We start from the raw sequence: 22,525 nt of genomic DNA, 5'->3' as shown, positions 1-22,525 counted from the left end.
TGTCATCGAGAGTCGGGCATGAGTGAAACCGCGGAGCAGGAGAGTACGGCGCCAGACCGTGGCGTGACCATCAGGTCCCGTCATAATGGCGCTGCCGTGTGGTTTCGCGAGCATGTCGTGGCCTCGTTCGACACGTTCGGGCGGCAACTCGGTCTTTTCGTCGAGGTGTTCCGGACCCTCTTCGTCGACATAGCCAAGAGGCGGTTTCCGTTCGCGGAGTTCATCCGTCAGTGCGCGTTCATGGCCAGCACGTCCGTCTTGCCGACGCTGCTCGTCGCGATCCCGATCGGCGTCATCGTGTCGATCCAGGTGAGCAACATCGCCGGACAGATCGGAGCAACGTCGTTCTCCGGCGCGGCAACCGGTCTGGGCGTGATTCGCCAGGGTGCACCGCTGGTGACGTCGCTATTGCTCGCGGGCGCCGTCGGCTCTGCCATCGCCGCCGACCTCGGCTCGCGGACGATCCGCGACGAGATCGATGCGATGAAGGTGATGGGCGTCAACCCGATCGAACGACTCATCTCGCCGCGACTCCTCGCGACGATGGTCGTGAGTTTCCTGCTGTGCGGCTTCGTGTGCTTCGTCGGCTTCATCACCGGCTACGTGTTCAACGTGTACTTCCAGGGCGGCACACCCGGTAGCTATACCGGAACCTTCGCATCGTTCGCCTCTGTCTCCGACCTCTCGTTCGCGCTCATCAAGTCGGTCATATTCGGGGCGATCGTGGCAATCGTCGCGTGCGACCGCGGGTTGTCGACCAAGGGTGGGCCTGCGGGAGTGGCGAATTCGGTCAACGCCGCCGTCGTCAACTCGGTCCTCCTCTTGTTCACGGTGAACGTCATTCTCACGCAGATGTTCGCTCTCCTCGTCCCGACAAAGGTGGTGTGAGGTGACTGCATCACGGTATGTGGCACCGGTTCTGCGTCCGCTCAACGCGGGCAAGGTGGTCGTCACCGCACCCCGCGACGCGCTCGCCCGGATGGGGCATCTCGTCACGTTCCTCGTGCGGTCGATCGGTGCGGTGCCGCTGACCTTCGTCCACTACCGCAAAGAAGTGTGGCGTCTGCTCTCCGACGTCGCATGGGGCAATGGGGCGATCGTCGTCGGCGGTGGAACCGTCGGGGTGATGCTCATCCTCGGTGTCATGGGTGGCGCGACGGTCGGTATCGAGGGCTACACCGCGCTGAATCTGCTCGGCATGGCACCGGTGACCGGCGGACTCTCGGCCTTCGCGACGACCCGCGAGATAGGACCACTACTCGCCGCTACGGCGTTCACCGCGCAGTCGGGATGTCGGTTCACCGCACAGCTGGGGTCGATGCGGATCAGTGAGGAGATCGACGCCCTCGAGTCGATCGCGATTCGGCCGATGCCGTATCTCGTGACCACGCGCATGCTCGCGGCCGTGATCGCGATCGTGCCGCTCTACTCGGTGTCGTTGGCCGCGAACTACATTGCGTGCCAAGTCATGTTCCAGCTCCAGAGCGGCAAGGGGGCAGGTGACTACCTCTCCTATTTCGACTCGTTCATCCGCTCGCAGGACGTGTTCTTCTCGTTCGTCAAGGTGATCATCTTCGTGCTGCTGACCACCTTCATCCAGTGCTACTACGGGTATTTCGCGTCGGGCGGACCCGAGGGAGTCGGCGTTGCGGCGGGCCACGCGATCCGTCTCGCGATCATCGTCATCGTCTTCGCGAACCTCATCATGACGCTCGTCTTCTGGGGCATGTCGTCGGGCGTTCGGATATCGGGATGAGGGGAGACCGATGAACATCGCCACCGACGGACGCAACCCGTCGCTACGCCAGTACATCCTGCGCGGACTGATCTTCGTGGTCGTGCTCGCCATCATGTTCGTCGTCCTGTTCATGCGATATCAGGGTGCGTTCGACTCGGTCGTCGGGGTGCACGCCGAGATGGAGGACATCGGCGACGGGCTCGTCGACAGCGCGGACGTTCGGTACAACGGCCTGATCGTCGGCGAGGTCAAGACCATGCAGCTCTCCACCGAGACGGGGGCGGGGGGCAAACAGATCAAGGTCGTCGACATCGACCTCGATCCCGCACAGGCCGAAGGGATTCCGGCCAATGTGACGGCGCGGACCGTGCCGTCGAATCTGTTCGGCGTGAACTCGGTGGAGTTCGTCGCCCCGGAACAACCAGCACAAGAACGTCTTTCCGACGGCGCGACCATTCCAGCCGACCGGTCACTTGCGACGATCAAACTGCAGGACGCGCAGAACGATCTGCAGACGCTGCTGACGGCTGTGCCTCCCGAACAATTGGCGGCCGTGCTCGGCACCATCGCGGACGCACTTCGCGGCGGTGGCGCGGTGTTCGGGATGTTCTCCGGCGAACTCAAGACATATTTCGAATCCATCAACGCGCAGTTCCCCACGGGGGCGCCCTCCGGGTTCGACAACTTCAACGATTCGGTACTCGGACTGGCGAAGTCGGCGCCCGAATTGCTGAATACTCTGGGCCGCAGCATCATCCCCGCGATGACCATCGCATCACATCAACGTGACCTCACCGCGCTCCTCACCGCGGCGTCGGGCACGCTCGACCAGGCGCAGACCCTGTTCGCGCGCAACGGCGACGTGGCCAAGCGGTTGGTTCCCGATTTGGACACGATGATCGGCGCGGTGACACTCGAGCCGAACTCGCTTCCGCAGGCGCTCACCGCGCTGAATCAACTGGCCGCCAAGGCGGTCACTGTGTTCACCGGACTCAACGGCCTCGTGCAGGTCAACATCGGCATCAGTTTCGGTGCGCTGCAGCACTACTCACGTGCCAACTGCCCGGTCTACAACGGTGGGCCGTACGGCCAGGCGCGTGGTCCGGGATGCGTCGGACCGGGAACAGGTACCGGCCCCACCAGTTCCGGACCGCTGCTCGTCGCGCCTGCATCGAACCAGCAGGGGTCGAACCAGCAGGGATCGAATGCCGACCGGTCGTCGGCGGGTGCGGTCACGACCAGCGCTGACAACCGGACGCTGACGACGGCACTCGACCGCGCGCCGCGCGCGGCTGACACGTTGATGCTCGGCCCGCTCGTGCAGTCGGTGTCACTCGAACGAGACGGCGACGGCAACGGCACTGGGGGAGGACGATGAGCGCGGTTGAGGGATCGATCCGAAAGCCGTTGATAGGCTTCACCATTTTCGCGCTGGTCGCGCTATTGTTGACCTACATCATCTATTCGACGCTCGAGCGTTCCGTGCCGGGCCCGACACGGGATTTCTCGGCCTATTTCAACGACACGTCGGGGCTCCTCGCCGGCGACGACGTGCGTATGGCCGGGGTTCGCGTCGGACGCGTCCAGTCGATCGATCTCGACCACGGACGCGCCAAGGTGACGTTCGAGGTGCAACAGGACCAGCCGGTGTTCACCACCACGCAGGCGGCAATTCGATACCAGAACCTCGTCGGACAGCGCTACCTCGCGCTGTCGCGCACCGACGCCGCGTCCGAAGCGCCGTTGTCTCCCGGATCGACGTTGCAGCAGCCATCGCAGGATTCGTTCGACGTCACGAAGTTGTTGGCCGGATTCCAGCCGGTGTTCGACACGCTGCAGCCCGAGCAGGTCAACGCACTGTCGAACGGCTTGGTGCAGGCGTTCCAGGGCGACACCGTGTCGTTGAACACCACCGTTGCGCAGATCAGCAAACTTGCCTCTGACATGGCCAACCGCGACGTCGTGATCGGAGCGATCATCGACAACCTCAGCGGCGTGATGCGCGACCTCTCGGTACAGAAGAGTCAGCTCACCGGGGTCGTGACCAGCGTCGCGTCGCTCATCGAGAAACTCAACGCGAACTCGGCAGCGCTGGGCAAGTCCGTCGACCAGGTCGGGCGCACCGCAGCAGGATTCGCCGATGTTCTCGGTCGGTCACGCACCGACCTGGCCGCGGCCGCGAACAACACCAGGTACGCGACGAATGGGCTGATCTCAGCGGGAGCGGCGCTCGACCAGACCGTGATCGATCTGCCCAAGTTCCTCGCTCTTCTCTCGAAGGCCATGCAGGAGGGGGCGTACCTGAACGTGTACGCATGCGATCTCGACATCTCGATCGGCAATGTCCTACTCCCGCCGGGAATCCTCAACAAAATCGGCGGCACCAAACACTCACCGGTGTGCCAATGAGTGGGCGCATGCGAAGGAGCTTCCGCCGGCACCGTCGTACGTGGTACGGCGTCATCGGCGCCGCCGTGATCGTGGCGCTCATTCTGCTGGTCACGGGAATCGGGCAGGCGCACATCGGAAAGAAGTCGTACACAGCCGATTTCGCGCAGGCGGGAGGTATCCGGCCGGGCGACAAGGTGCGCGTCGCGGGAATCGACGTCGGAGAGGTGGCCGACACCTCGCTCGAGCGTGACCACGTCAAGGTCACCATGAAGGTCGATCGCGAGGTCGATGTCACGTCAAACGGCTCGGCCGAAATCAAGATGTCGACGCTGCTCGGTCAGCGCTACGTCGATGTGTCACTGGGCAATTCGTCGCAACCTGCGCCCGACGGTCGGATCGCCAAGACCGCTGTGCCCTACGACCTGCAGAAGACCCTCGAAGTGGGCACCCCGGTGATCGCCGGTGTCGACGACAAGGCGTTGGCGCAGAGCATCACGACGCTCAATGCGCAGCTCTCCGACGCGCCGGCACTTGCTCGCCCGACGATCGACTCGCTGGTCGAGATGTCGAAGATCATCACCAACCGCAAAGACCAGATCACCCAACTGCTCGCCGACACGAACACCGTCACCACGGTGGTGAACGACACCCAGACGCAATTGGCGGTCATCGTCGGTCAGGGCGGGCAACTCGCTCAGAAGATCGTCGCGCGTGAGGCCTTGGTGACCAAACTGCTCGACGGCGTTGCGGCGCTGACCGATCAGACGCGAGCTGTCGCCGCCGAGAACGGCGACAGCTTCGCGCCGATCCTGGCCAACCTCAACACGATCAGCCAGGGCCTCCAGAAAAACCAGGAGAATCTGCGCAAGCTCTTGCAGATACTCCCGGTCACCACGCGCGTGCTGAACAACATCATGGCCGACGGCCCGCATTCCAGGGGATATCTCCCATGGGGTCTCTTCCCCGACAACTGGCTGTGTACCGCGCGTGTGGTGGATGGGTGCTGAGCATGGGAACGAGTCGACACGTGAACACGCATCCGCGCTGGCGCAGGCCGACGATCATCGTCGCGCTGACCGTCCTGGTTGTCGCGCTTCTCTCCGGGTGCTCACTGGTCCCGGCCAGTTGGAAGGTGGCCGTCGGGTCGCAGATCCAGGTGACCGCCTACTTCGCCAACGTCGCAGGCCTGTACAAGGACAACGACGTCGCGGTCCTCGGAATGCCAGTCGGACAGGTGACTTCCGTTGAGCAAGAAGGCAATCGCGTCAAGGTGACCTTCAGCATCGACAAGAACATCCCCGTCCCGGTCGACGCGACGCCTGCGATCGTGAACACCTCGATCGTCACCACGCGCCATATCGAGTTGACGCCGACGTACTCCGGTGGGCCGAAACTGACAGACGGCGCGGTCCTCAAGAACGAGGGGCGTAGTCCGGTAGCTGTCGGTGATCTCTTCGACGCCGTCGATCGTCTGGTGTCGTCGTTGAGTACCGACACGGCAGGCGAAGGGCCGATCGCAGATCTGGTCGACATCACGTCGGGAACGACGTCGGGAAACGGCGAACGTATCCGCGAGGCCATCAACCAACTCGGTTCTGCGACAGACGTCTTCGCAGGCAACGGAGATCAGCTCACGCAGATCATCAAGAACACGCAGAAGCTCACCGGCGCGTTGACCGCGAATTACCCGAAGATGAAGCAGTTCTCGTCGTCGATCACTCAGGTGGCGTCAATGCTCGGGCAACAAGCTCCTGGGCTGACGGCGACACTCGACGATCTCAATCAGACGTTGCTCAACACGTCGCAGTTCCTCGGCAACAACTCGACGACCATCAGCGACTCGACGGGCAGACTGAGCGCGCTGGTGCGCAATCTGAGCGATTACTCGCGTCAGGTGGTCGAGACGGTCGACGTCGCGCCGCTGCTGTTCCAGAACCTGGCCAACACCGTGTCGCCGGAGCAACGCGCGTGGCGCTTGCAGGTGCTCCTTGACAAGTCGCTGATCGACGGTGAGGCGCTCAACCAATTCTGCCAGTCGATCAACCTGCAGAAGAACGGCTGCCGAACCGGTCAGCTCAAGGATTTCGGGCCAGACCTCGGTGTGTTCTCGAGTCTGCTGGAGATGAGCAAATGAGGCAGTACACGATCACGCTGGGCAGACCGCGATCGCCCATCTCGCGCGCCGCGATCGCGGAACATCTGTGGCCGCTGCGTCGGACCCGGATGACTCGGATGCAGATGGGTCGGACGCAGATGGGTCAAACGCCGTCGGGTCGGACGCACGGAATGCGCCGACGCCGCGACGCGCGTCGTGGTGTCCCGGCGATCCTCACGCTGATCGTCGCGGCGACCGTCGGACTGTGCGGCTGCAGTGCGATGCCCGGCCTCACCGTCGAACAGCTCCCGCTACCTGCTCCCGGTGGGATCGGCGACGGCAAGACGCTCATCGCGCACTTCGACAACGCATTGAACCTGCCGACCCGCGCGAAGGTGAAACTGAACGGCACCGACGTCGGTGAGGTCAGCGACATCGCGGTGCGCGACTACACCGCGATCGTGCAGATGAAGGTCGCAGGCGACGCGCAGATCCCCGCGGGTACCGGGGCACAACTGCGACAGGCGACGCCCCTCGGTGATGTCTTCGTCGCTCTCATGCCTCCGGCGAACGCATCGGGTCCCTCTGTTGCCGACGGCACGGTGCTCACCGGCCCGACGTCGGCTGCGGCGACCGTCGAGGACATCCTCGTCTCCGCGGCCGCAGTGGTCGACGGGGGATCGCTGGGGTCGTTGCAGCAGATCGTCACCGAGCTGAGCGCTGCCGTGGCGGGCGGACCGAGCAGCCCCGGCAATCTGCAGGGCGCCATCAAGGAATTCACCACCGCGATCAGCAGACTGAACGCCAACTCCGCCGAGGTCGACCGTTCGTTCCGCAACACCTCCGTACTGACCGCGGATCTCGCCGCGGGTCGACCGCAGATCATGGCGGCCATCAACAAGCTCGGCCCGGCGATCGACACCATCGACGACCAGATGAACTTGATCTTGTCGACGCTCGACAAGACGAACAGCGTCACCGATGCGACGAATGACTTCCTCGGCAGCAATTCCGACAGCTTCGTCTCGCTGGTCGGGAGTTTGCGAACCCTGACCGCCGAATTGCGCGACATACCACCGATTCTCGGGCCGGTGTCGCGCAATCTGGGTGAGCTGACGCCGAAGTTCGCCAAGACAATTCGAGGCAATTCTGTTGCGAGTTCAGCAAAGTTGTACTGGCTCACAACGGGATTCGGGTTCGATTCGGCCAGCCGACTGCCCGAACTGCAAGACCTCCAGGCTGGTGGGCAGTCGCTCGAGCAGACGCTGACCCGGGTTCTTGCGCAACTGAGCGGCACGAAGGGATGCTGCGGATGATCACCTGGTTGCGAAAGCACTCGAGTCTGCTCGGCAACATCGGGCTGGTCGTCGTCATGCTGGTCGGCCTCGCCTACATCGGGTTCGGTGCGCTGAGTTGGCGCCCCTGGCAGGGCTCCTACCACCTCACGGTCAACTTCCCGATTTCCGGTGGACTACAGGACAGTTCACGTGTGACGCTCCGCGGCGTCAACATCGGGAAGGTCGAGTCGCTTCGGGTGCAACCGCAGTCGGTGCAGGCCAACCTCACCATCGACGACGACGTCAAGATCAACCGGAATTCCCTGGTATCGGCATTGGGCTTGTCGGCGGCGGGCGAGCAGTACGTCGACTTCACGCCCACAACCAGCAGCGGTCCCTATTTCACCGACGGCGACACGATCGAGGTCAATCAGACGCACGTCACCGCGCCGTTCCCGGCGTTGCTCGAGTCGTCGTTGAATGTCATCAGTCAGATAGACCCCGTGAAACTCCGTGCCACAGTGTCGAGTCTCGACACCGCGCTGACTCCGGAGGCCGGGCAGACCAATCAACTCCGAGTGTTCTTCGACGCCGCGGGCACGGTCTTCACCGACCTGCGTCGGGTGCTGCCCGAGACCACGAAACTCATCCAGCAGACCGGTACGATCCTCGCCACGACCGCCAACGTCCAGCCCGACCTGGGGACGGCGGTGTCGGGCGCGAGTGCAGTGGTGAACTCGGCCGTTGCCGCGAACGGAGAACTCAACACGTTGCTCGGCAAGGGACCCGCCCAGCTCACCAGCCTGAGCGGCTCACTGAGTCAGATCCGAGATCCGTTGACCGGGGTGGTCCAACAGGTCGCAGACATCGCGCGTCAGGGCGCACTGCGCGCACCCGCTCTGGCGACCCTGCTGCCGTCGATCCGCGACGCCTCCTACATCAGTCAGGACATGTTCCACGATGGTGCGTGGTGGGTCATGGCGTCGATCTTCCCGCGGCCCTACTGCAACTACGCGGTCACCCCGATCCGCCCGACCAAGGTGCTCGAAACGGTGATTCCGACCAATCTGTACTGTGTCACCGAAGACAAGAACCAGCAGATCCGAGGTTCGGCCAACGCGCCCCGACCTCCCGGGGACGACACCGCGGGACCGGCACTGGGAGCCGACCCGAACGCACGGACGGTACCGCTGGGATAGGACTGGTCTACCGCCGGGATACGACGGTGTGGCCGCCGTGACGACCACGGCCGAATCCACCCGCGAAGCCGCACATCGCGCCCGCACCCGGGGCGGGCGAGCACACTGAACTGGAAGCACATGACAGCCGACAAGAACAGCACCGACGACAACAACGTCGACAAGATCGACTCCGACGACAACAGCACCGACAAGGTCGACACCGACGACGCGCAAGAAGTCGGCACCGGTAAGACACGCGCCGAGAAGGTAGATGCCGCAGCGTCGGACGATGTCCCCGAGCGGCAGGCTCCTCGGACGAAGAGTGCGCGTGCCGCGGCTCGCAGGTCCAGCGCAGCCGCCGACGGGACCCCTCAGGAGACTGCCGCTCAGAAGACCGAGGGCAGTGCATCAGGCGACGCGGCAGAGCCGGAGAAGAAGGAGCGCAAGGGTTCTCGCCAGGTCTCCGTCACCATCAGCACCGCGGGACTTCTCAAGGTGCTCGCAGGGATCGTGGTTGTCGCGCTGATCGTGGGTGTCGGACTGCTCGGTTGGGGCTACTACCGCGACCAACAGAAGTTGGCTGCCTTCGACGATGCGAAGTCGGCATCGTCGGTCTTCACGGTCAAACTCGTCAGCACGATGAATTCCGACGCCGTCGGCGACATGAAGACCCTGCTGGGGCCGCTGAGTACCGGAGAGTTCAGACAGAATCTCGAGCGTGAGCAGACTGACGGCTCCAAGGCGCTGCGCGATCTCAACGTCAAGGCCACTCCGACGGTCAAGTCGGTGTCGGTCGAGTCGTTCGACGCCGATCGTGCGTCGACCGCCGTGCTCGTCGAGGTGTCCGGCACGAGCACGATCGCGCCCAGCGGCGGTAAGGAGCTGATGCTCGTCTGGCTCAACCTGGTGAAGGAAGACGGTTCCTGGAAGGTGTCCAAACTCAGTGGGGCACAGGCCGGTTTGGGGCAGCAGCAGGGAGCGAGCGGTCCGGCCGCCGATACGCAGGGCGGTTCGCAGAGTCCCGCGCCGGCCGCACCATCACCCGCCGCCCCTGCTCCTGCTCCCGGCGGCTGAGCCAACCGCGGCGACGTCGGCCCCAGTCGCCGACGCCGCGCCGGTTGCCACAGAGGTGTCACCGTCGCCTGCACGTACCAGGATGGCCACAGGGTTCGCGGCACGCAGTTCCCCGAGGTCTGCGACGCCCCGATAGACCTTGTCCGACAACACATCACGCCAGGTCCCCGAGGGTAGGTCGAGGAAGGTCAGCGCCGCGTCGTCGATGAGGCTGTGGGTGAATCGGGCCGTCACGACGATCACCTCGGGCACCTCGTCGACGACGCGTCCGAACGCGATCGCGTGGTCGGCGCCCGGCCCGTCGGCGTAGAGCGGTAGGTAACCGCTATCGCGATCAAATGCTGCCGGACGTGCTGCGCGTACCGCGAGTGCCGCACGCACGACCCGCGCCTTGGGGTGATCGAGCGAACGGTCGTAGTCGACGGGGCGGCGGTTGTCGGGATCGACGAGCGAGTCGTCCCACCACTCGGTGCCCTGGTAGATGTCCGGTACGCCGGGGCACAGAAGCGCAATCGCCTTGCGTGCGAGCGCCTCTTGCTCCCACGCCGAGGCGATCCGCGAGACAAAACGTGAGATCAACTCGGCTGCAGCACCTTTGGTGATCTCGTCGATCCAGGCTTCGATCTGGCCCTCGAACTCCTCGTTGACGTCGGTCCACGATGTGTGCAGTTCGGCCTCCCGCGTCGCCTTGCGCGCGTAGTCGTACAGGCGCTGTCGGAGTTCGTCGCTGACGGTCGCGCTGCCGGGGGGATCACCGATCGGCCAGACGCCGATGATGTTCTGCAAGAGGAAGTAGCCGGTGAGGTCATCCGGCGGGGGCCAATTCGACCAGAGCTCGTCGACGAGGAGCGACCACCGTTCGGGTACCTGGGCGAGCAACGCGATCCGAGCGCGCACGTCCTCACCGCGTTTGGTGTCGTGCGTGCTGGTCGCCGTCATGGCCAATGGCCATTGCGCCGCACGAATCGCGTTGTGGTTGTGGAAGTTCTGCAGGCTCATGGTCGGGTCGGCGGGGTCGCTACCCACCTCGAGCGACGAGACGAGTCGCGCTGTCCGGTAGAAGAGGCTGTCCTCGATACTCTTGGCCGTCACGGCACCGCCGGTCTGTGCAAGCCGAGAACTCGCGGCACCGTCGTGCGTTGTCGCACTGATCACGGTATCGATGGCAGCAGCGAGATCTGCTCTGCGCGCGGCTATCTCGGTCGCGGTGGTGATCAGTAGGGGACGCAGTGACGGATAGTCGGCGCGGTACACGGGTAGTGCCGCGATCAGCTCTGCGGTCGCTTCGGCGACCGCGTCCGAATCGGCGTCGGGATCAGAGTGAGTGATCGCGCGGACCAATCTGCGGTGTTCGCTGCCGAACTTGTCGTGCAGCGTCTGCAGTTTGCGTTCGCGCTCCTGTGTGTGCAGCCAATGCGAGTCACCCGGTACGCCGGTGACGCGCAGGTGGATCTCGTCGAGTTCGACGACTCCCGACGGTGCGGTGAACACCGCGTCGATGATCCGCATCTGGTCGTATCCGGTCGTCCCCTCGACGGGCAAGGTCGGTTCGAGTTGTTCGTCGGCCGCCAGGATCTTCTCGATGTACAGCAGTGAGTCGGGACCGATGTCGCTTCGCAACTCGTCGAGGTACGCCATCGGTTGCCAGAGTCCGTCGGGATGGTCGACGCGTAGGCCGTCGATGAGCTCGGCGTCGAAGAGTTCGTTGATCCAGGTGTGCGTTGCGCGATAGACCTCATGGTCTTCTTGGCGTAGGCCCGCGAGCTCGTTGACCGTGAAGAATCTGCGGTAGCCGATGAGTCCGCTGTCCCACGGCACCAGCCGATAGTGTTGGCGCGCATGCACATCCTGTGCGCTACCGCCGAGAGTTCCTGGTGCGGTAGGGAATTCGTGGTCGTAATAGCGCAGAACGCCGTGCGAGTCGACGGTCAGCGGCGACAGGTCGCCGTCGGAGGCGACCACGGGGATCGCGATCTTGCCGTCGCAACCGTTCTCCGACGAGAAGTCGACGTCGAAGTACGACGCGTACCGCGATCCGGAGCCGCGCCGGAGTAGATCGGCGAACCACGGGTTGCGCATCACCTCGGCGACACCGGTGTGGTTGGGCACGATGTCGATGATGATTCCCAGGCCATGCTCGGACGCCGCGATCCGGAGTGCGCGGAGCCCCTCGAGGCCACCGAGTGTGGCAGACACCTGGGGTGGTGGAACCCAGTCGTAGCCGTGCGTCGACCCGGGCATGGCGGTCCCGATCGGTGACAGATAGATGTGGCTGATGCCCAGCGCCACAAGGTGATCCAGGATGCCGATGGTGGCGGCGAAGTCGAAATCCGGTGTCAGTTGTACCCGGTATGTGGCGATCGGGCGTTGGCGATCGCTTGTCGTCATGCCAGTGTGCGCAAGACGAGGAGTGAACGCGCGCCGATCGTGACCGTGCTGCCGCAGGGCGCCGACTCGATGTGGGAGTCGCCCTGCGGATGTGTGGTGTCCAAGACGCCCTCCCACTCGTGGCCGAGCCGTTCGGAGGCCAACGTGAACTCGATGTCCTCGTAGTGTGCGTTGAAGCAGATCATGAAGCTGTTGTCGGAGATGACCTCACCGCGTTCGTTCTTCTCCGCGATGCCGTTGCCGTTGAGGAAGACTGCGAGGCTCTTGCCGAATCCGCTGTCCCAGTCGGCGGTCGTCATCGCCTCGCCCGAGGGCGTCAGCCACACGATGTCGAGCATGTCCTCCCCCCATCGGATCGGCTTGCCCGCGAAGAAGCGTCGACGTCGGAACACCGCATGCTTGGTGCGCAGGTCGATGGCCTTGCGGGTGAACGCGAGAAGGTCCGAATTCTTGTCGGCGAGAGACCAATCCATCCACGCCAGCGGCGAGTCCTGGCAGTACACGTTGTTGTTGCCCTGCTGGGTACGACCGATCTCATCACCGTGCGCCAGCATCGGGGTGCCCTGCGACAGAAACATCGTCGCGAGGATGTTGCGCTGTTGGCGCGCGCGGAGCTCGTTCACCTCCGGATCGTCGGTGGGACCCTCGACGCCGCAGTTCCATGACCGGTTGTGGCTCTCGCCGTCACGGTTGTCCTCACCGTTGGCCATGTTGTGTTTCTCGTTGTACGACACCAGGTCTCGCAACGTGAAGCCGTCGTGCGCGATGACGAAGTTGATACTCGCCGACGGTCGCCGGCCCGTGGACTCGTAGAGATCCGACGAACCGGTGAGCCGAGAGGCGAACTCTCCCAACGTCGCAGGCTCACCGCGCCAATAGTCGCGCACGGTGTCGCGATACTTGCCGTTCCACTCTGTCCACAGCGGCGGGAAGTTGCCGACCTGATAGCCGCCCTCGCCGATATCCCACGGTTCGGCGATCAGCTTCACCTGGCTGACCACCGGATCCTGTTGCACCAGATCGAAAAAGGCCGACAGGCGGTCGACGTCATGCAGTTCGCGGGCGAGCGTCGACGCGAGGTCGAAGCGGAAACCGTCGACGTGCATCTCGAGCACCCAGTAGCGCAGCGAGTCCATGATGAGCTGCAGCGTGTGAGGATGGCGTCCATTGAGGCTGTTGCCGGTGCCCGTGTAGTCCATGTACATCTCGGGCTGACCGTCGACGAGTCGGTAGTAGGCGCCGTTGTCGATGCCGCGGAAGCAGACGGTCGGACCGAGGTGGTTGCCCTCGGCGGTGTGGTTGTAGACCACGTCGAGGATCACCTCGATGCCTGCGGTGTGGTACGCACGTACCATCGCCTTGAACTCGGTGACGGCACTGGCGGGCTGATCCGGATTGGACGCGTACTCGAGGTGCGGCGCGAAGAAACCAAACGTGTTGTAGCCCCAGTAATTGCGTAAACCCTTGTCGCGCAGCACGAAGTCCTGCATGAACTGGTGCACGGGCATGAGTTCGATCGCCGTGATGCCAAGCTCTTTGAGGTGGTCGATGATCACCGGGTGGGCAAGGCCGGCATAGGTGCCACGCAACTGCTCCGGGATGTCGGGATGGGTCGCGGTCATGCCTTTGACATGCGCTTCGTAGATGACCGTCTGGTGATAGGGGCGTCGTGGCGCGCGGTCGTGCTGCCAGTCGAAGTACGGGTTGATGACCACGGACAACATCGTGTGACCGAGTGAATCGAGTTGCGGCATCGACGGCGACCGGTCGGCCGACACGTCCTCGGCGGGCGAGATCGTCTCCGTGTCGGCATCTTCGATGAGGACTTCGGCGTCGTCGGTGGTGGTGTCGGCGTCTTCGACGGGGGTCTCGGTGTCTTCGACGGTGTTATCGGCGTCAGCTGAGGGGTCGTCGGCCTCGCCTGTCGACGGGCCCGCGTCTCCGTTGGCGGTCTCGGTCGCCGATTCCTCGGACGCCGAGGCTCCGGTGTCCGCGGTGGGGTTGTGCGCGCCGGCAGTGGTGGCCGACGAGGTCTCGTAGTCGTCGGAGTCGGGGTCGGCGGTGGCGCGCAACGACTGTTCGGCGGGGACGACGGGCGGTTCACCACCATCGTCGTCGGACTCGGACGACGCCATCGGATAGGAGAACAACGACTCGTCGCCGTCGAAATCCCCGTGAAATGCCTTGCCGTACGGGTCGAGCAGCAGCTTCGACGGGTCGCAGCGCAACCCGCTCGCCGGATCGTAGGGGCCGTGGACGCGATATCCGTAGAACTGGCCTGGGCCGATGTTCGGCAGATAGCAATGCCAGCAGTAGCCGTCGACCTCGTCGAGACGAATGCGACGCTCGTGCCCGTCCCTGTCGATCAGACACAGGTCGACGGCCTCGGCGACCTCGGAGAACAGCGAAAAGTTGGTTCCCACACCGTCATACGTTGCGCCGAGCGGATATGGCGTACCCGGCCAGACCGGGATGGGCTCGGGCTCGGGAGCGACGAGCGCGTCAGCCTGTTCGGGGCTGTCCGGCGGCAGCGATCCCGGCGTCGACTCTGATGTACGCGGGGGAGTGGCCGTCGTCGCGTCGGCTGTCTGTCCGACGCTCTGGGCATCGGTGCCGGGTGCCGGCTCGTGAGGTGCCGTGTCGTCGGTCGGCGGTACGGTCATGCCCACCTTTTCGCAGTCATGCCATGACCCTAGTCGCGATAGGCGCCGTCTTCATCTCGGGGAAAAGCCGCACTCGTGTGCGTTAGACGACACCCCCACGGTCGGTCTGCATCGGCGTACTCCGCGAGGAGGTCGCTGAGCCGACGGCGGCTGGCGCGTCAGCGGTGGTTGGGACCGGTCCAGGGCAGGGCCTGTGTCATCTGGCGTTCGAGCTCGTCGGTCAGACTGCGCACGTACGTCGCGCTCAGATGATGCCAATCCTTGTAGACGATGATGTTTCCCACGACTGCCGGGCATTCCGTCGGGGTGCAGATGCCGTTCGACACGTCGAGCGGATGGAACAGTGGCTTGCCGTCGGCGAACGGCGCTGCGGGATCGGTCGGGGAGAGCACCCGCGCCCGATCGGAGCCGCATTCGGATGCGGTTCCGCCGTCGGACAGGCACGTCGGGGTGTCGAGGGCGCCCGTCGGCCCCATTGGCCACGGTGTGTCGCGCATGCCGAGAACGGGGATGCCCGCATCCATGAACTGCGTGAAGATCGGCTTGTAGTCGTCGGGCATCCAGTCGCCCGGCTTGTAGTCGCGTGGACGGGTCGAGTTGGTGAACACCGCGTCGGGTTTGTCGGCGATCACCTTCGCCATCACGCGCTGCACCCAGTCGTGGCATTGCGGATACGGCACACCCCGCTGCTTGGGCACCAGCTCGGTGGACAGCGGGCACCCCATCTTCAGGTATGTCGTGACCTTGAAGTGGTTGCGCTTGCCCAGCTCGTCGAGCGCGGTGATCCAGAACTCGGCGTGCGAGCCACCCGCGAGGGCAATCGTCCTCGTCGCGGTCGGGTCGCCGTAGACGCCGACGTGGATCTCCGGGTCCTCGAACGAACTCATGAAGCCCTGCGTCGAGGTCTCCGGGAAGTCGCCGAGCACTGCCAGCGGTGTCGGTTGGGGATCGAGCGCGGGCACCGGCCAGCCGTTGAGCAGAGCGCGGGCGCCGGGGTAGGAGTGCGGGTCGAGATTCGCTGTGTTGACGACGGTGTTCGCGACGTGCCGGTCCCATGCATTGACCCCGACCGCGACGCCGATCGACAAGACGACCAGCACGGTCGTCACCACCGACGTGTAGCTGAGCCAACGCGAACGTCCCTGTCGGTCGCCGCGGGCCAGCTTCGCGCGGTCGCCGCCCCGCAGCGGATCCTCGACGTAGCGCTTGGTCAGCCAGGCCAGACCGATGGACACGGCGAGGAGCCCGATGCCCTCGATGACGTTGGCGTGGTCTTTGCCGCGCCAGGTCAGATAGAAGATCAGCAGTGGCCAATGCCAGAGGTACAGCGAGTACGCGATGGTGCCGAGCCATACCGGTACCCGGCTGGACAGCGCACGGTTGACCGCCGGTTGCGACTGATCGATCGCTTCATGCCTCGACCGAGGACGCTCGAGTGCGGTGGCTCCCGCCCAGATGATGACGAGCGTCGAACCGACGGGCACCAGTGCCCACGGACCCGGGTACGAGTCGACGCCGTCGATCCACCACCCACAGGTGATGATCAGGCCGAGAGCGATGATCGCCGCACCGTTGCGGATCCAACGGGGAACGTGCCAGCGCGGCAACCAGATGGCGAGCAGACCGCCGGCGAGTGGCTCCCACAGGCGCGAGAGGGTGTCGTAGTAGTTCCACTGTTGATTGACGCCCATCCGCATGTGCGCCCAGTAGAACGAGACAGCGGCGACCGCCAACAGTGCGAGGCCGACGAGAAGACGGATCGTCTTCGGCTCAGCGATCGGTCGGATGATCGCCGACAGCAGCTTGATCGTTCCGGCCGCGATGACCGCGGCGAACAGCATGCCGACGAAGAACTGCCCCTGCACCGACATCGACCAGATGTGCTGCAGCGGACTGTTCGCGGAACTCGCCGCGAGGTAGTCCTGCGAGTTCAGCGCCAGATACCAGTTCTGGTAGTACAGCGCCGACGCACGCAGCTCGCGCCCGATGTTGAGCCAGCGGGTCTGCGGAAGGATGACGACGGTCAGGATCGCGACCGCGATGAGGACCGTGAACAGCGCCGGGAGGAGTCGGCGCAGCAGTCGTTTGAGGCGCGGCCACGGGTTGAGCGCCTCGATGAACGTGACGTGCGACGTCTGGCTGTTGATCGCGTGACGCAGCAGCGATCCGATGAAGAAGTAACCCGACAGTGCGAGGAAGACATCGACGCCGCCGGACACCCTGCCGAACCAGATGTGGAAGCAGGCAACCAGCATGATCGCGATCCCGCGGAGGCCGTCGAGATCGGTGCGATACGCGGGGAGCGGTGGGACGGGCTCGTTCCGGTTAGGGGTCGTCACCACTTGGGTTGGGGCTGCCACGTCAGTCGTGCTTGCTTCCGTGTCGGGGGCTGGGACGAGTCGGTGGCGACCTATCCACACACACGCGCGGTGGACGACAACCGCCGTACTCCGCGTAGGAGGCTACCCGCCGCAACTGTGAAAAACCCATTCCAGCGGGTCCGACACACTGAGCAGAGGGGTGTCGCGACGACGCAGAGGGGTGTCGCGACGACGTCGGGTCAGTGAGTGGCGCGCGCCCGGTGTCGAGCGCCGTCGAGTAGTACGCCGAGCGCGTCGTCGAATTCTGCTGCGAAGTCGCGACCCGACGGGCCGGTGACCCCGAGCCGTTCCATCTGGGCCCGCGTCTGTTCCTCGATCGTCAGCCCGATGATGAGCTGGCATATCGCGGTGGCGACTCCATGTGCGTCGCGCGGGCTCAGTCCCCCGGAGAGCGCGACGTCGGTCAGGTCGTCGGACACCGTTCTCGTCGCGAGTCCGCTGGCCCACGCCGACGAGACCACCTCCGCGCTGTCGGGAACAGCGAGCAGCGCCGTCCGCATCCCGATCGCGATGTCGGCGAGTCTGGCGTCCCACGGCTGATCGGGGTCCGACGGGTCGATGTCGCCGAGGATGTCGTCGGCCAGCGCGGCCAGCAGCGACTGCTTGTTGGGAAAGTGCCAGTACAACGCGTTGGGGCGGACACCGACTTCAGTTGCCAGCCTGCGCATCGAGAGGTCGGCGAGGCTGTAGTCGGTCAGGATGCCGCGCGCGGCGCGCAGGACGTCGGCGCGGTTGTTGCTCACCGCGTCAGGGTATCCAGGCCGTCCGGCCGTGACGCAACCTGTACAGCGTTCAGGAGGAGCCTGTACAGTGTCCAGGAGTTTGGACCTGAACGGTGTCCAGGACCACTCTAAGCCGGCGAGGAGGGACGCACCACATGGATGCAGCCGACATCAGCCGCGTCGACGCAGCACACATCTGGCATCCCTACGGCGCCATGCCGTCTCCGACGCAACCGCGTGTCGTCCGCGGCGCCGACGGTGTGCGACTCACACTCGCCGACGGCGGTGCGGTCATCGACGGAATGAGCTCGTGGTGGGCCGCCATCCACGGTTATCGCCACCCGGTCCTCGACGCCGCGGCGCGCGATCAACTGGAGTCGATGAGCCACGTGATGTTCGGCGGATTGACCCACGAGCCCGCCGCGCGGCTCGCGCAGTTGCTCGTCGACATCACACCAGGACCCCTGCAGAAGGTGTTCTTCTGCGATTCGGGTTCGGTGTCGGTCGAGGTCGCGGTGAAGATGGCGCTGCAGTATTGGCGCAGCCGTGGCAAGCCGGAACGCACGCGACTGCTGACCTGGCGCGGTGGGTACCACGGCGACACCTTCACCCCGATGAGCGTCTGCGATCCCGAGGGCGGGATGCACGCGATGTGGCGTCGAATTCTGGCCGACCAGGTGTTCGTGCCTGCCCCGCCCGCGGAGTTCGATGCCGACTATGTCGACTCCATAGAGGCCGCTGTCGTTGCACACCGCGACGAACTCGCCGCGATCATCGTCGAACCCGTTGTGCAGGGCGCAGGCGGTATGCGCTTCCACGACCCCGCCTATCTCGGCGAGCTGCGTCGAATCTGCGATGAGCACGACCTGCTCTTGATCTTCGACGAGATCGCCACCGGATTCGGGCGCACCGGCGAGCTGTTCGCCGCCGACCACGCGCGCGTCTCGCCCGACATCATGTGTGTCGGCAAGGCGCTGACCGGCGGCTACCTGACGTTGGCCGCGACGCTGTGCACCACAGCGATCGCCGAGACGATCAGTGCGGGTGAGGCCGGTGGATTGGCGCACGGTCCCACGTTCATGGCCAATCCGCTCGCCTGTGCGGTCGCGGTCGCCTCCACCGAACTGCTGCTCGACGGTCCGTGGCGACGCCGCGTCGCCGACATCTCCGACCTGCTCGCGCGAGGACTCGCGCCACTGACCGACGTGGCCGGGGTTCGTGATGTCCGCACGTTCGGGGCCATCGGCGTCGTCGAACTCGACGACGAGGTCGACATCGCCGCGGCCACGGATGCCGCCGTCGACGCCGGAGTCTGGTTGCGGCCCTTCCGCAACCTGATCTACACGATGCCGCCGTTCGTCTGCACCGACTCCGACGTCGAGACGATCTGCTCCGGAATCGCCGCGGCCACAACGGCGTCGTGTGCACAGTTGGTCGGCGCGGGAGGTGCCCGATGACACCGGATCACGCCACACTGGGCTCCGAGTTCGGCGAGGTCGACATGCTGCGGGCGGCCGGCACGACGGTCGACGACGCGTCGGCGCTCGACTGGCTCACCGACGCCGCCGCGGCGCGCGATTCGGCTGGGCTGCACCGTGTCCCATTCGTTCGTGAGGCCGGAGCGTCGATGCTCAACCTGGCGTCCAACGACTACCTCGGACTCTCGACGCACCCCGCAGTGCTCGCAGGTGCGCATGCCGCGCTGGATGAGTTCGGGGCGGGGGCTACGGCGTCGCGCCTCGTCGCGGGAACCACGCGGTTGCACGTCGACTTCGAGGACGACATCGCCGACTTCATGGGTTTTGATGCGGCACTGTGCTTTTCGTCCGGCTACCTCGCCAACGTCGGAGCCATCACCGCGCTCGTCGGCCGCGGCGACCTCATCGTGTCCGACACCGGAACCCACGCGTCACTCATCGACGGATGCCGACTGTCGCGTGCGCGAGTCGTCGTCGTCGACCGTGGCGATGTCGCCGCCGTCGCAGCGGCGCTACGCGATCGCCCCGAGGAGCGGGCACTGGTCGTCACCGATTCCGTCTACTCGGTCGACGGCGAGCCTGCGCCGGTCGCGCAGCTCTATCGCGTTGCGCGCGAGCACTCGGCGGCGCTCCTTGTCGACGAAGCGCACGCGCTCGGAGTGCGCGGGCCGGGGGGTCGGGGACTGATCGCGGAAGTAGGACTCTCCGGCGCGCGCGACCTCGTCGTCACGACCGTGTGCTCCAAGTCGCTCGGCGCGCAGGGGGGCGTGGTGCTCGCGACTTCTGCTGTCCGTGAGCACCTCATCGACGTCGCGCGCACCTTCATCTTCGACACCGGACTCAACCCGGCAGCGGTCGGTGCGGCGCGTGCGGCGCTCGGTGTCCTGCGTGCACAGCCCGAGCTACCAGACCGATTGCGGCACAACGCGACACGAATGGCGCGCAGCCTCGGTGCGCCGGTCCCGGCCGCCGCGGTGATCTCGCGCATCGTCGGCGACCCGCAGCCCGCGGTCGACGCCGCAGCACGGTGTCGGGACAGCGGAGTGTTGGTCGGGTGTTTCCGACCGCCGTCGGTCCCGCCGGGGACGTCGAGACTGCGACTGACCGTCAGAGCCGATCTCGACGACGCGACCGTCGACCGCGCCGCCGAGGTCATCGGCGGGGCGCTGGCCGAAGGCGGGGGTGAACGGTGACCCGCCCGGGACGTGCCCTCTTGATCACCGGTACCTCGACCGACGTCGGTAAGACGATCGTCACCGCTGCGCTCGCGTGCGTTGCGGGAGAGTCGGCGAGTGGCGTCGCGGTGTGTAAACCCGCGCAGACCGGCGTCGAGCCAGGGGAGCCGGGTGACCTCGCGACCGTTGCCCACCTCGCGGGTGTCGTCGATGTGGTCGAGTGTGCGCGCTACCCCGAGCCGCTGGCGCCGGAGACCGCGGCGATGCGCGCAGGTCTTGCCCCACTGGATCTCTGGACCGTCGTCGGGGCGGTCACCGATCTTGTTTCGACTCATCGGTTGACCCTCGTCGAGGGAGCCGGCGGGGTACTGGTGCGCCTCGCACCCGACCTCACCGCGCTCGACGTCGCGGACGCGGTAGGAGCCGAAGCAGTCGTCGTCGTCCAGGCCGGCCTGGGCGCGCTCAATCATGCCGAGCTGACCGTCGAAGCATTGCGGGCGAGGGGAATTCGTCCCGCAGGCCTTGTGATCGGCTCGTGGCCGCGCGATCCAGACCTCGCCATGCGATGCAATCGCGTCGACCTGCCCCGGCTGACTGGGGTACCCGTCGTCGGCGTGATACCCGAGGGTGTCGGGGAGCTTGAGCCCGATCAGTTCCGGGCCGCGGCGCCCACCTGGTTCGATCCCGACTTCGTCGCAGACCTCAGTTCCCGTTCCGCGCCCGACAACATCGCGGCCGTTCAGCCCATCGAAGGAGTTCACGCATGACACAGGCACCCGTAGATCCGACGCTCGACGCCGCGACCGTGCAGGCGTCGGGCGCGTCGTCGACCGACATCCTCGACGTCGCGCGCGCTCAGGTCCTCGAACGCGGCGAGCCACTCGACCGCGACCAGGTGCTCGAGGTGCTGCGGCTTCCCGACGAGCGCGTCACCGAACTGCTGCAGGTCGCCCACGACGTCCGGATGAGGTGGTGCGGACCGGAGGTCGAGGTCGAGGGCATCATTTCGCTCAAGACCGGCGGCTGCCCGGAGGACTGCCATTTCTGTTCGCAGTCAGGGCTTTTCGCATCGCCGGTGCGCAGCGCGTGGATCGACATCCCGTCGTTGGTCGAGGCCGCAAAGCAGACTGCGAAGACCGGCGCCACGGAGTTCTGCATCGTCGCGGCCGTGCGCGGACCGGACAAGCGACTGCTGTCGCAGGTGGCCGCGGGAATCGAAGCCATTCGCAATGAGGTCGACATTCAGATCGCCTGCAGCCTCGGCATGCTGACGCAGGAGCAGGTGGATCAGTTGCGGGACATGGGTGTTCACCGCTACAACCACAACCTCGAGACGGCCCGCAGTCATTTCCCGAACGTGGTCACCACCCACACGTGGGAGGAGCGCTGGGACACGCTGCGCATGGTTCGCGACGCGGGCATGGAGGTGTGCTGTGGCGGCATTCTCGGAATGGGGGAGAGTCTTGAACAGCGCGCCGAGTTCGCGGCTGACCTGGCCGCCCTCGAACCCGACGAGGTTCCGCTCAACTTCCTCAATCCGCGCCCGGGGACGCCGTTCGGTGACCTCGACGTGCTGCCGGCCGCCGAGGCGCTCAAGGCTGTGGCGGCGTTCCGCCTCGCTCTTCCGCGCACGATCCTGCGCTTCGCAGGTGGCCGCGAGATCACGCTGGGCGACCTCGGCGCCAAGCAGGGCATCCTGGGCGGCATCAACGCGGTCATCGTCGGCAACTACCTGACCACGCTCGGCAGGCCCGCTGAGGACGACCTCGACCTCCTCGACGACCTCTCGATGCCGATCAAGGCTCTTAACGACAGCATCTGAGGCCCGGCGCCGGGAGCGTGCGAGCGGGCCGCTTCAGCTCGGCGCCGGGAGCGTGCGAGCGGGCCGTTTCAGCTCGGCGCCGGGAGCGTGCGAGCGGGCCGTTTTGCCTCGGCGTGCATACTCGAATTCGATGACCTTTG

Annotated in this window: 17 protein-coding genes; 13 read left to right on the top strand and 4 right to left on the bottom strand. The window is 65.4% G+C overall.

Features of this window, described 5'->3' with window-relative positions; translation table 11 throughout:
* The first annotated feature begins 18 nt into the window (after nt 1-18).
* The 9 genes from RND64_RS13105 (at nt 19) to RND64_RS13065 (ending at nt 9,756) form a co-directional block, all read left to right on the top strand.
* Nucleotides 19-888, top strand: coding sequence for an MlaE family ABC transporter permease (locus tag RND64_RS13105; RefSeq protein WP_152930027.1), 870 nt, complete (start codon nt 19-21; stop codon nt 886-888).
* 1 nt (nt 889) lies between these two features.
* The gene (locus tag RND64_RS13100; RefSeq protein WP_049698217.1) at nt 890-1,756 is read left to right on the top strand and encodes an MlaE family ABC transporter permease; all 867 of its coding nucleotides are present in this window, start codon (nt 890-892) and stop codon (nt 1,754-1,756) included.
* 10 nt (nt 1,757-1,766) lie between these two features.
* Nucleotides 1,767-3,116 carry an MlaD family protein gene (locus tag RND64_RS13095; RefSeq protein WP_049698216.1) on the top strand — a complete coding sequence of 450 codons (1,350 nt, stop codon included), beginning with the start codon at nt 1,767-1,769 and terminating at the stop codon, nt 3,114-3,116.
* Entirely contained in the window at nt 3,113-4,147 is a 1,035-nt protein-coding gene (locus RND64_RS13090; protein WP_049698215.1) for an MCE family protein, read from the top strand. The genes RND64_RS13095 and RND64_RS13090 overlap by 4 nt, the downstream gene beginning before the upstream one ends.
* An 8-nt stretch (nt 4,148-4,155) precedes the next feature.
* Nucleotides 4,156-5,136, top strand: coding sequence for an MCE family protein (locus tag RND64_RS13085; protein WP_049698568.1), 981 nt, complete (start codon nt 4,156-4,158; stop codon nt 5,134-5,136).
* Complete coding sequence (locus RND64_RS13080) at nt 5,130-6,263, top strand: MCE family protein (RefSeq protein WP_082938076.1); 1,134 nt, start codon at nt 5,130-5,132, stop codon at nt 6,261-6,263. Before RND64_RS13085 ends, RND64_RS13080 begins: the two co-directional genes overlap by 7 nt.
* Nucleotides 6,264-6,367: 104 nt before the next feature.
* Nucleotides 6,368-7,540: an MlaD family protein gene (locus RND64_RS13075; protein ID WP_414651968.1), complete on the top strand. Its 1,173-nt coding sequence runs from the start codon at nt 6,368-6,370 to the stop codon at nt 7,538-7,540.
* On the top strand, nt 7,528-8,700 hold the full coding sequence (locus RND64_RS13070) for an MlaD family protein (protein WP_049698214.1): 1,173 nt from the start codon (nt 7,528-7,530) through the stop codon (nt 8,698-8,700). The genes RND64_RS13075 and RND64_RS13070 overlap by 13 nt, the downstream gene beginning before the upstream one ends.
* Before the next feature lie 120 nt (nt 8,701-8,820).
* Complete coding sequence (locus tag RND64_RS13065) at nt 8,821-9,756, top strand: hypothetical protein (protein WP_049698213.1); 936 nt, start codon at nt 8,821-8,823, stop codon at nt 9,754-9,756.
* Here the strand turns inward: RND64_RS13065 and treY are convergent.
* The 4 genes from treY to RND64_RS13045 all read right to left on the bottom strand — a co-directional run bounded on the left by treY (nt 9,721) and on the right by RND64_RS13045 (nt 17,931).
* Nucleotides 9,721-12,144, bottom strand: coding sequence for a malto-oligosyltrehalose synthase (treY, locus tag RND64_RS13060; protein WP_049698212.1), 2,424 nt, complete (start codon nt 12,142-12,144; stop codon nt 9,721-9,723). The two genes, RND64_RS13065 and treY, sit on opposite strands and share 36 nt — an antisense overlap.
* On the bottom strand, nt 12,141-14,807 hold the full coding sequence (gene glgX / locus RND64_RS13055) for a glycogen debranching protein GlgX (RefSeq protein WP_049698211.1): 2,667 nt from the start codon (nt 14,805-14,807) through the stop codon (nt 12,141-12,143). Before glgX ends, treY begins: the two co-directional genes overlap by 4 nt.
* A gap of 158 nt (nt 14,808-14,965) precedes the next feature.
* Nucleotides 14,966-17,167 carry an acyltransferase family protein gene (locus RND64_RS13050; RefSeq protein WP_049698210.1) on the bottom strand — a complete coding sequence of 734 codons (2,202 nt, stop codon included), beginning with the start codon at nt 17,165-17,167 and terminating at the stop codon, nt 14,966-14,968.
* Between the two features lie 200 nt (nt 17,168-17,367).
* The gene (locus RND64_RS13045; RefSeq protein ID WP_049698209.1) at nt 17,368-17,931 is read right to left on the bottom strand and encodes a TetR family transcriptional regulator; all 564 of its coding nucleotides are present in this window, start codon (nt 17,929-17,931) and stop codon (nt 17,368-17,370) included.
* A gap of 134 nt (nt 17,932-18,065) precedes the next feature.
* Between RND64_RS13045 and RND64_RS13040 the strand changes: the two genes are divergently transcribed.
* The 4 genes from RND64_RS13040 to bioB are packed head-to-tail and all read left to right on the top strand — an operon-like array spanning nt 18,066 to nt 22,385.
* A complete protein-coding gene (locus RND64_RS13040) occupies nt 18,066-19,367 on the top strand; it encodes an adenosylmethionine--8-amino-7-oxononanoate transaminase (RefSeq protein WP_049698208.1) in 1,302 nt (433 codons plus the stop codon).
* 44 nt (nt 19,368-19,411) lie between these two features.
* Nucleotides 19,412-20,581, top strand: coding sequence for an 8-amino-7-oxononanoate synthase (locus RND64_RS13035; protein WP_049698565.1), 1,170 nt, complete (start codon nt 19,412-19,414; stop codon nt 20,579-20,581).
* Entirely contained in the window at nt 20,578-21,330 is a 753-nt protein-coding gene (gene bioD, locus RND64_RS13030) for a dethiobiotin synthase (protein ID WP_049698207.1), read from the top strand. The genes RND64_RS13035 and bioD overlap by 4 nt, the downstream gene beginning before the upstream one ends.
* Entirely contained in the window at nt 21,327-22,385 is a 1,059-nt protein-coding gene (bioB, locus tag RND64_RS13025; RefSeq protein WP_049698206.1) for a biotin synthase BioB, read from the top strand. Before bioD ends, bioB begins: the two co-directional genes overlap by 4 nt.
* The last annotated feature ends 140 nt before the right edge of the window (nt 22,386-22,525 follow it).

Origin of the sequence: Gordonia sp. w5E2 (assembly GCF_036540975.1) — a bacterium.
Taxonomy (GTDB): domain Bacteria; phylum Actinomycetota; class Actinomycetes; order Mycobacteriales; family Mycobacteriaceae; genus Gordonia; species Gordonia jacobaea.
The sequence above is the reverse complement of the archived record's forward strand: the minus strand, read 5'-3'. Positions and strand labels throughout refer to the sequence as shown.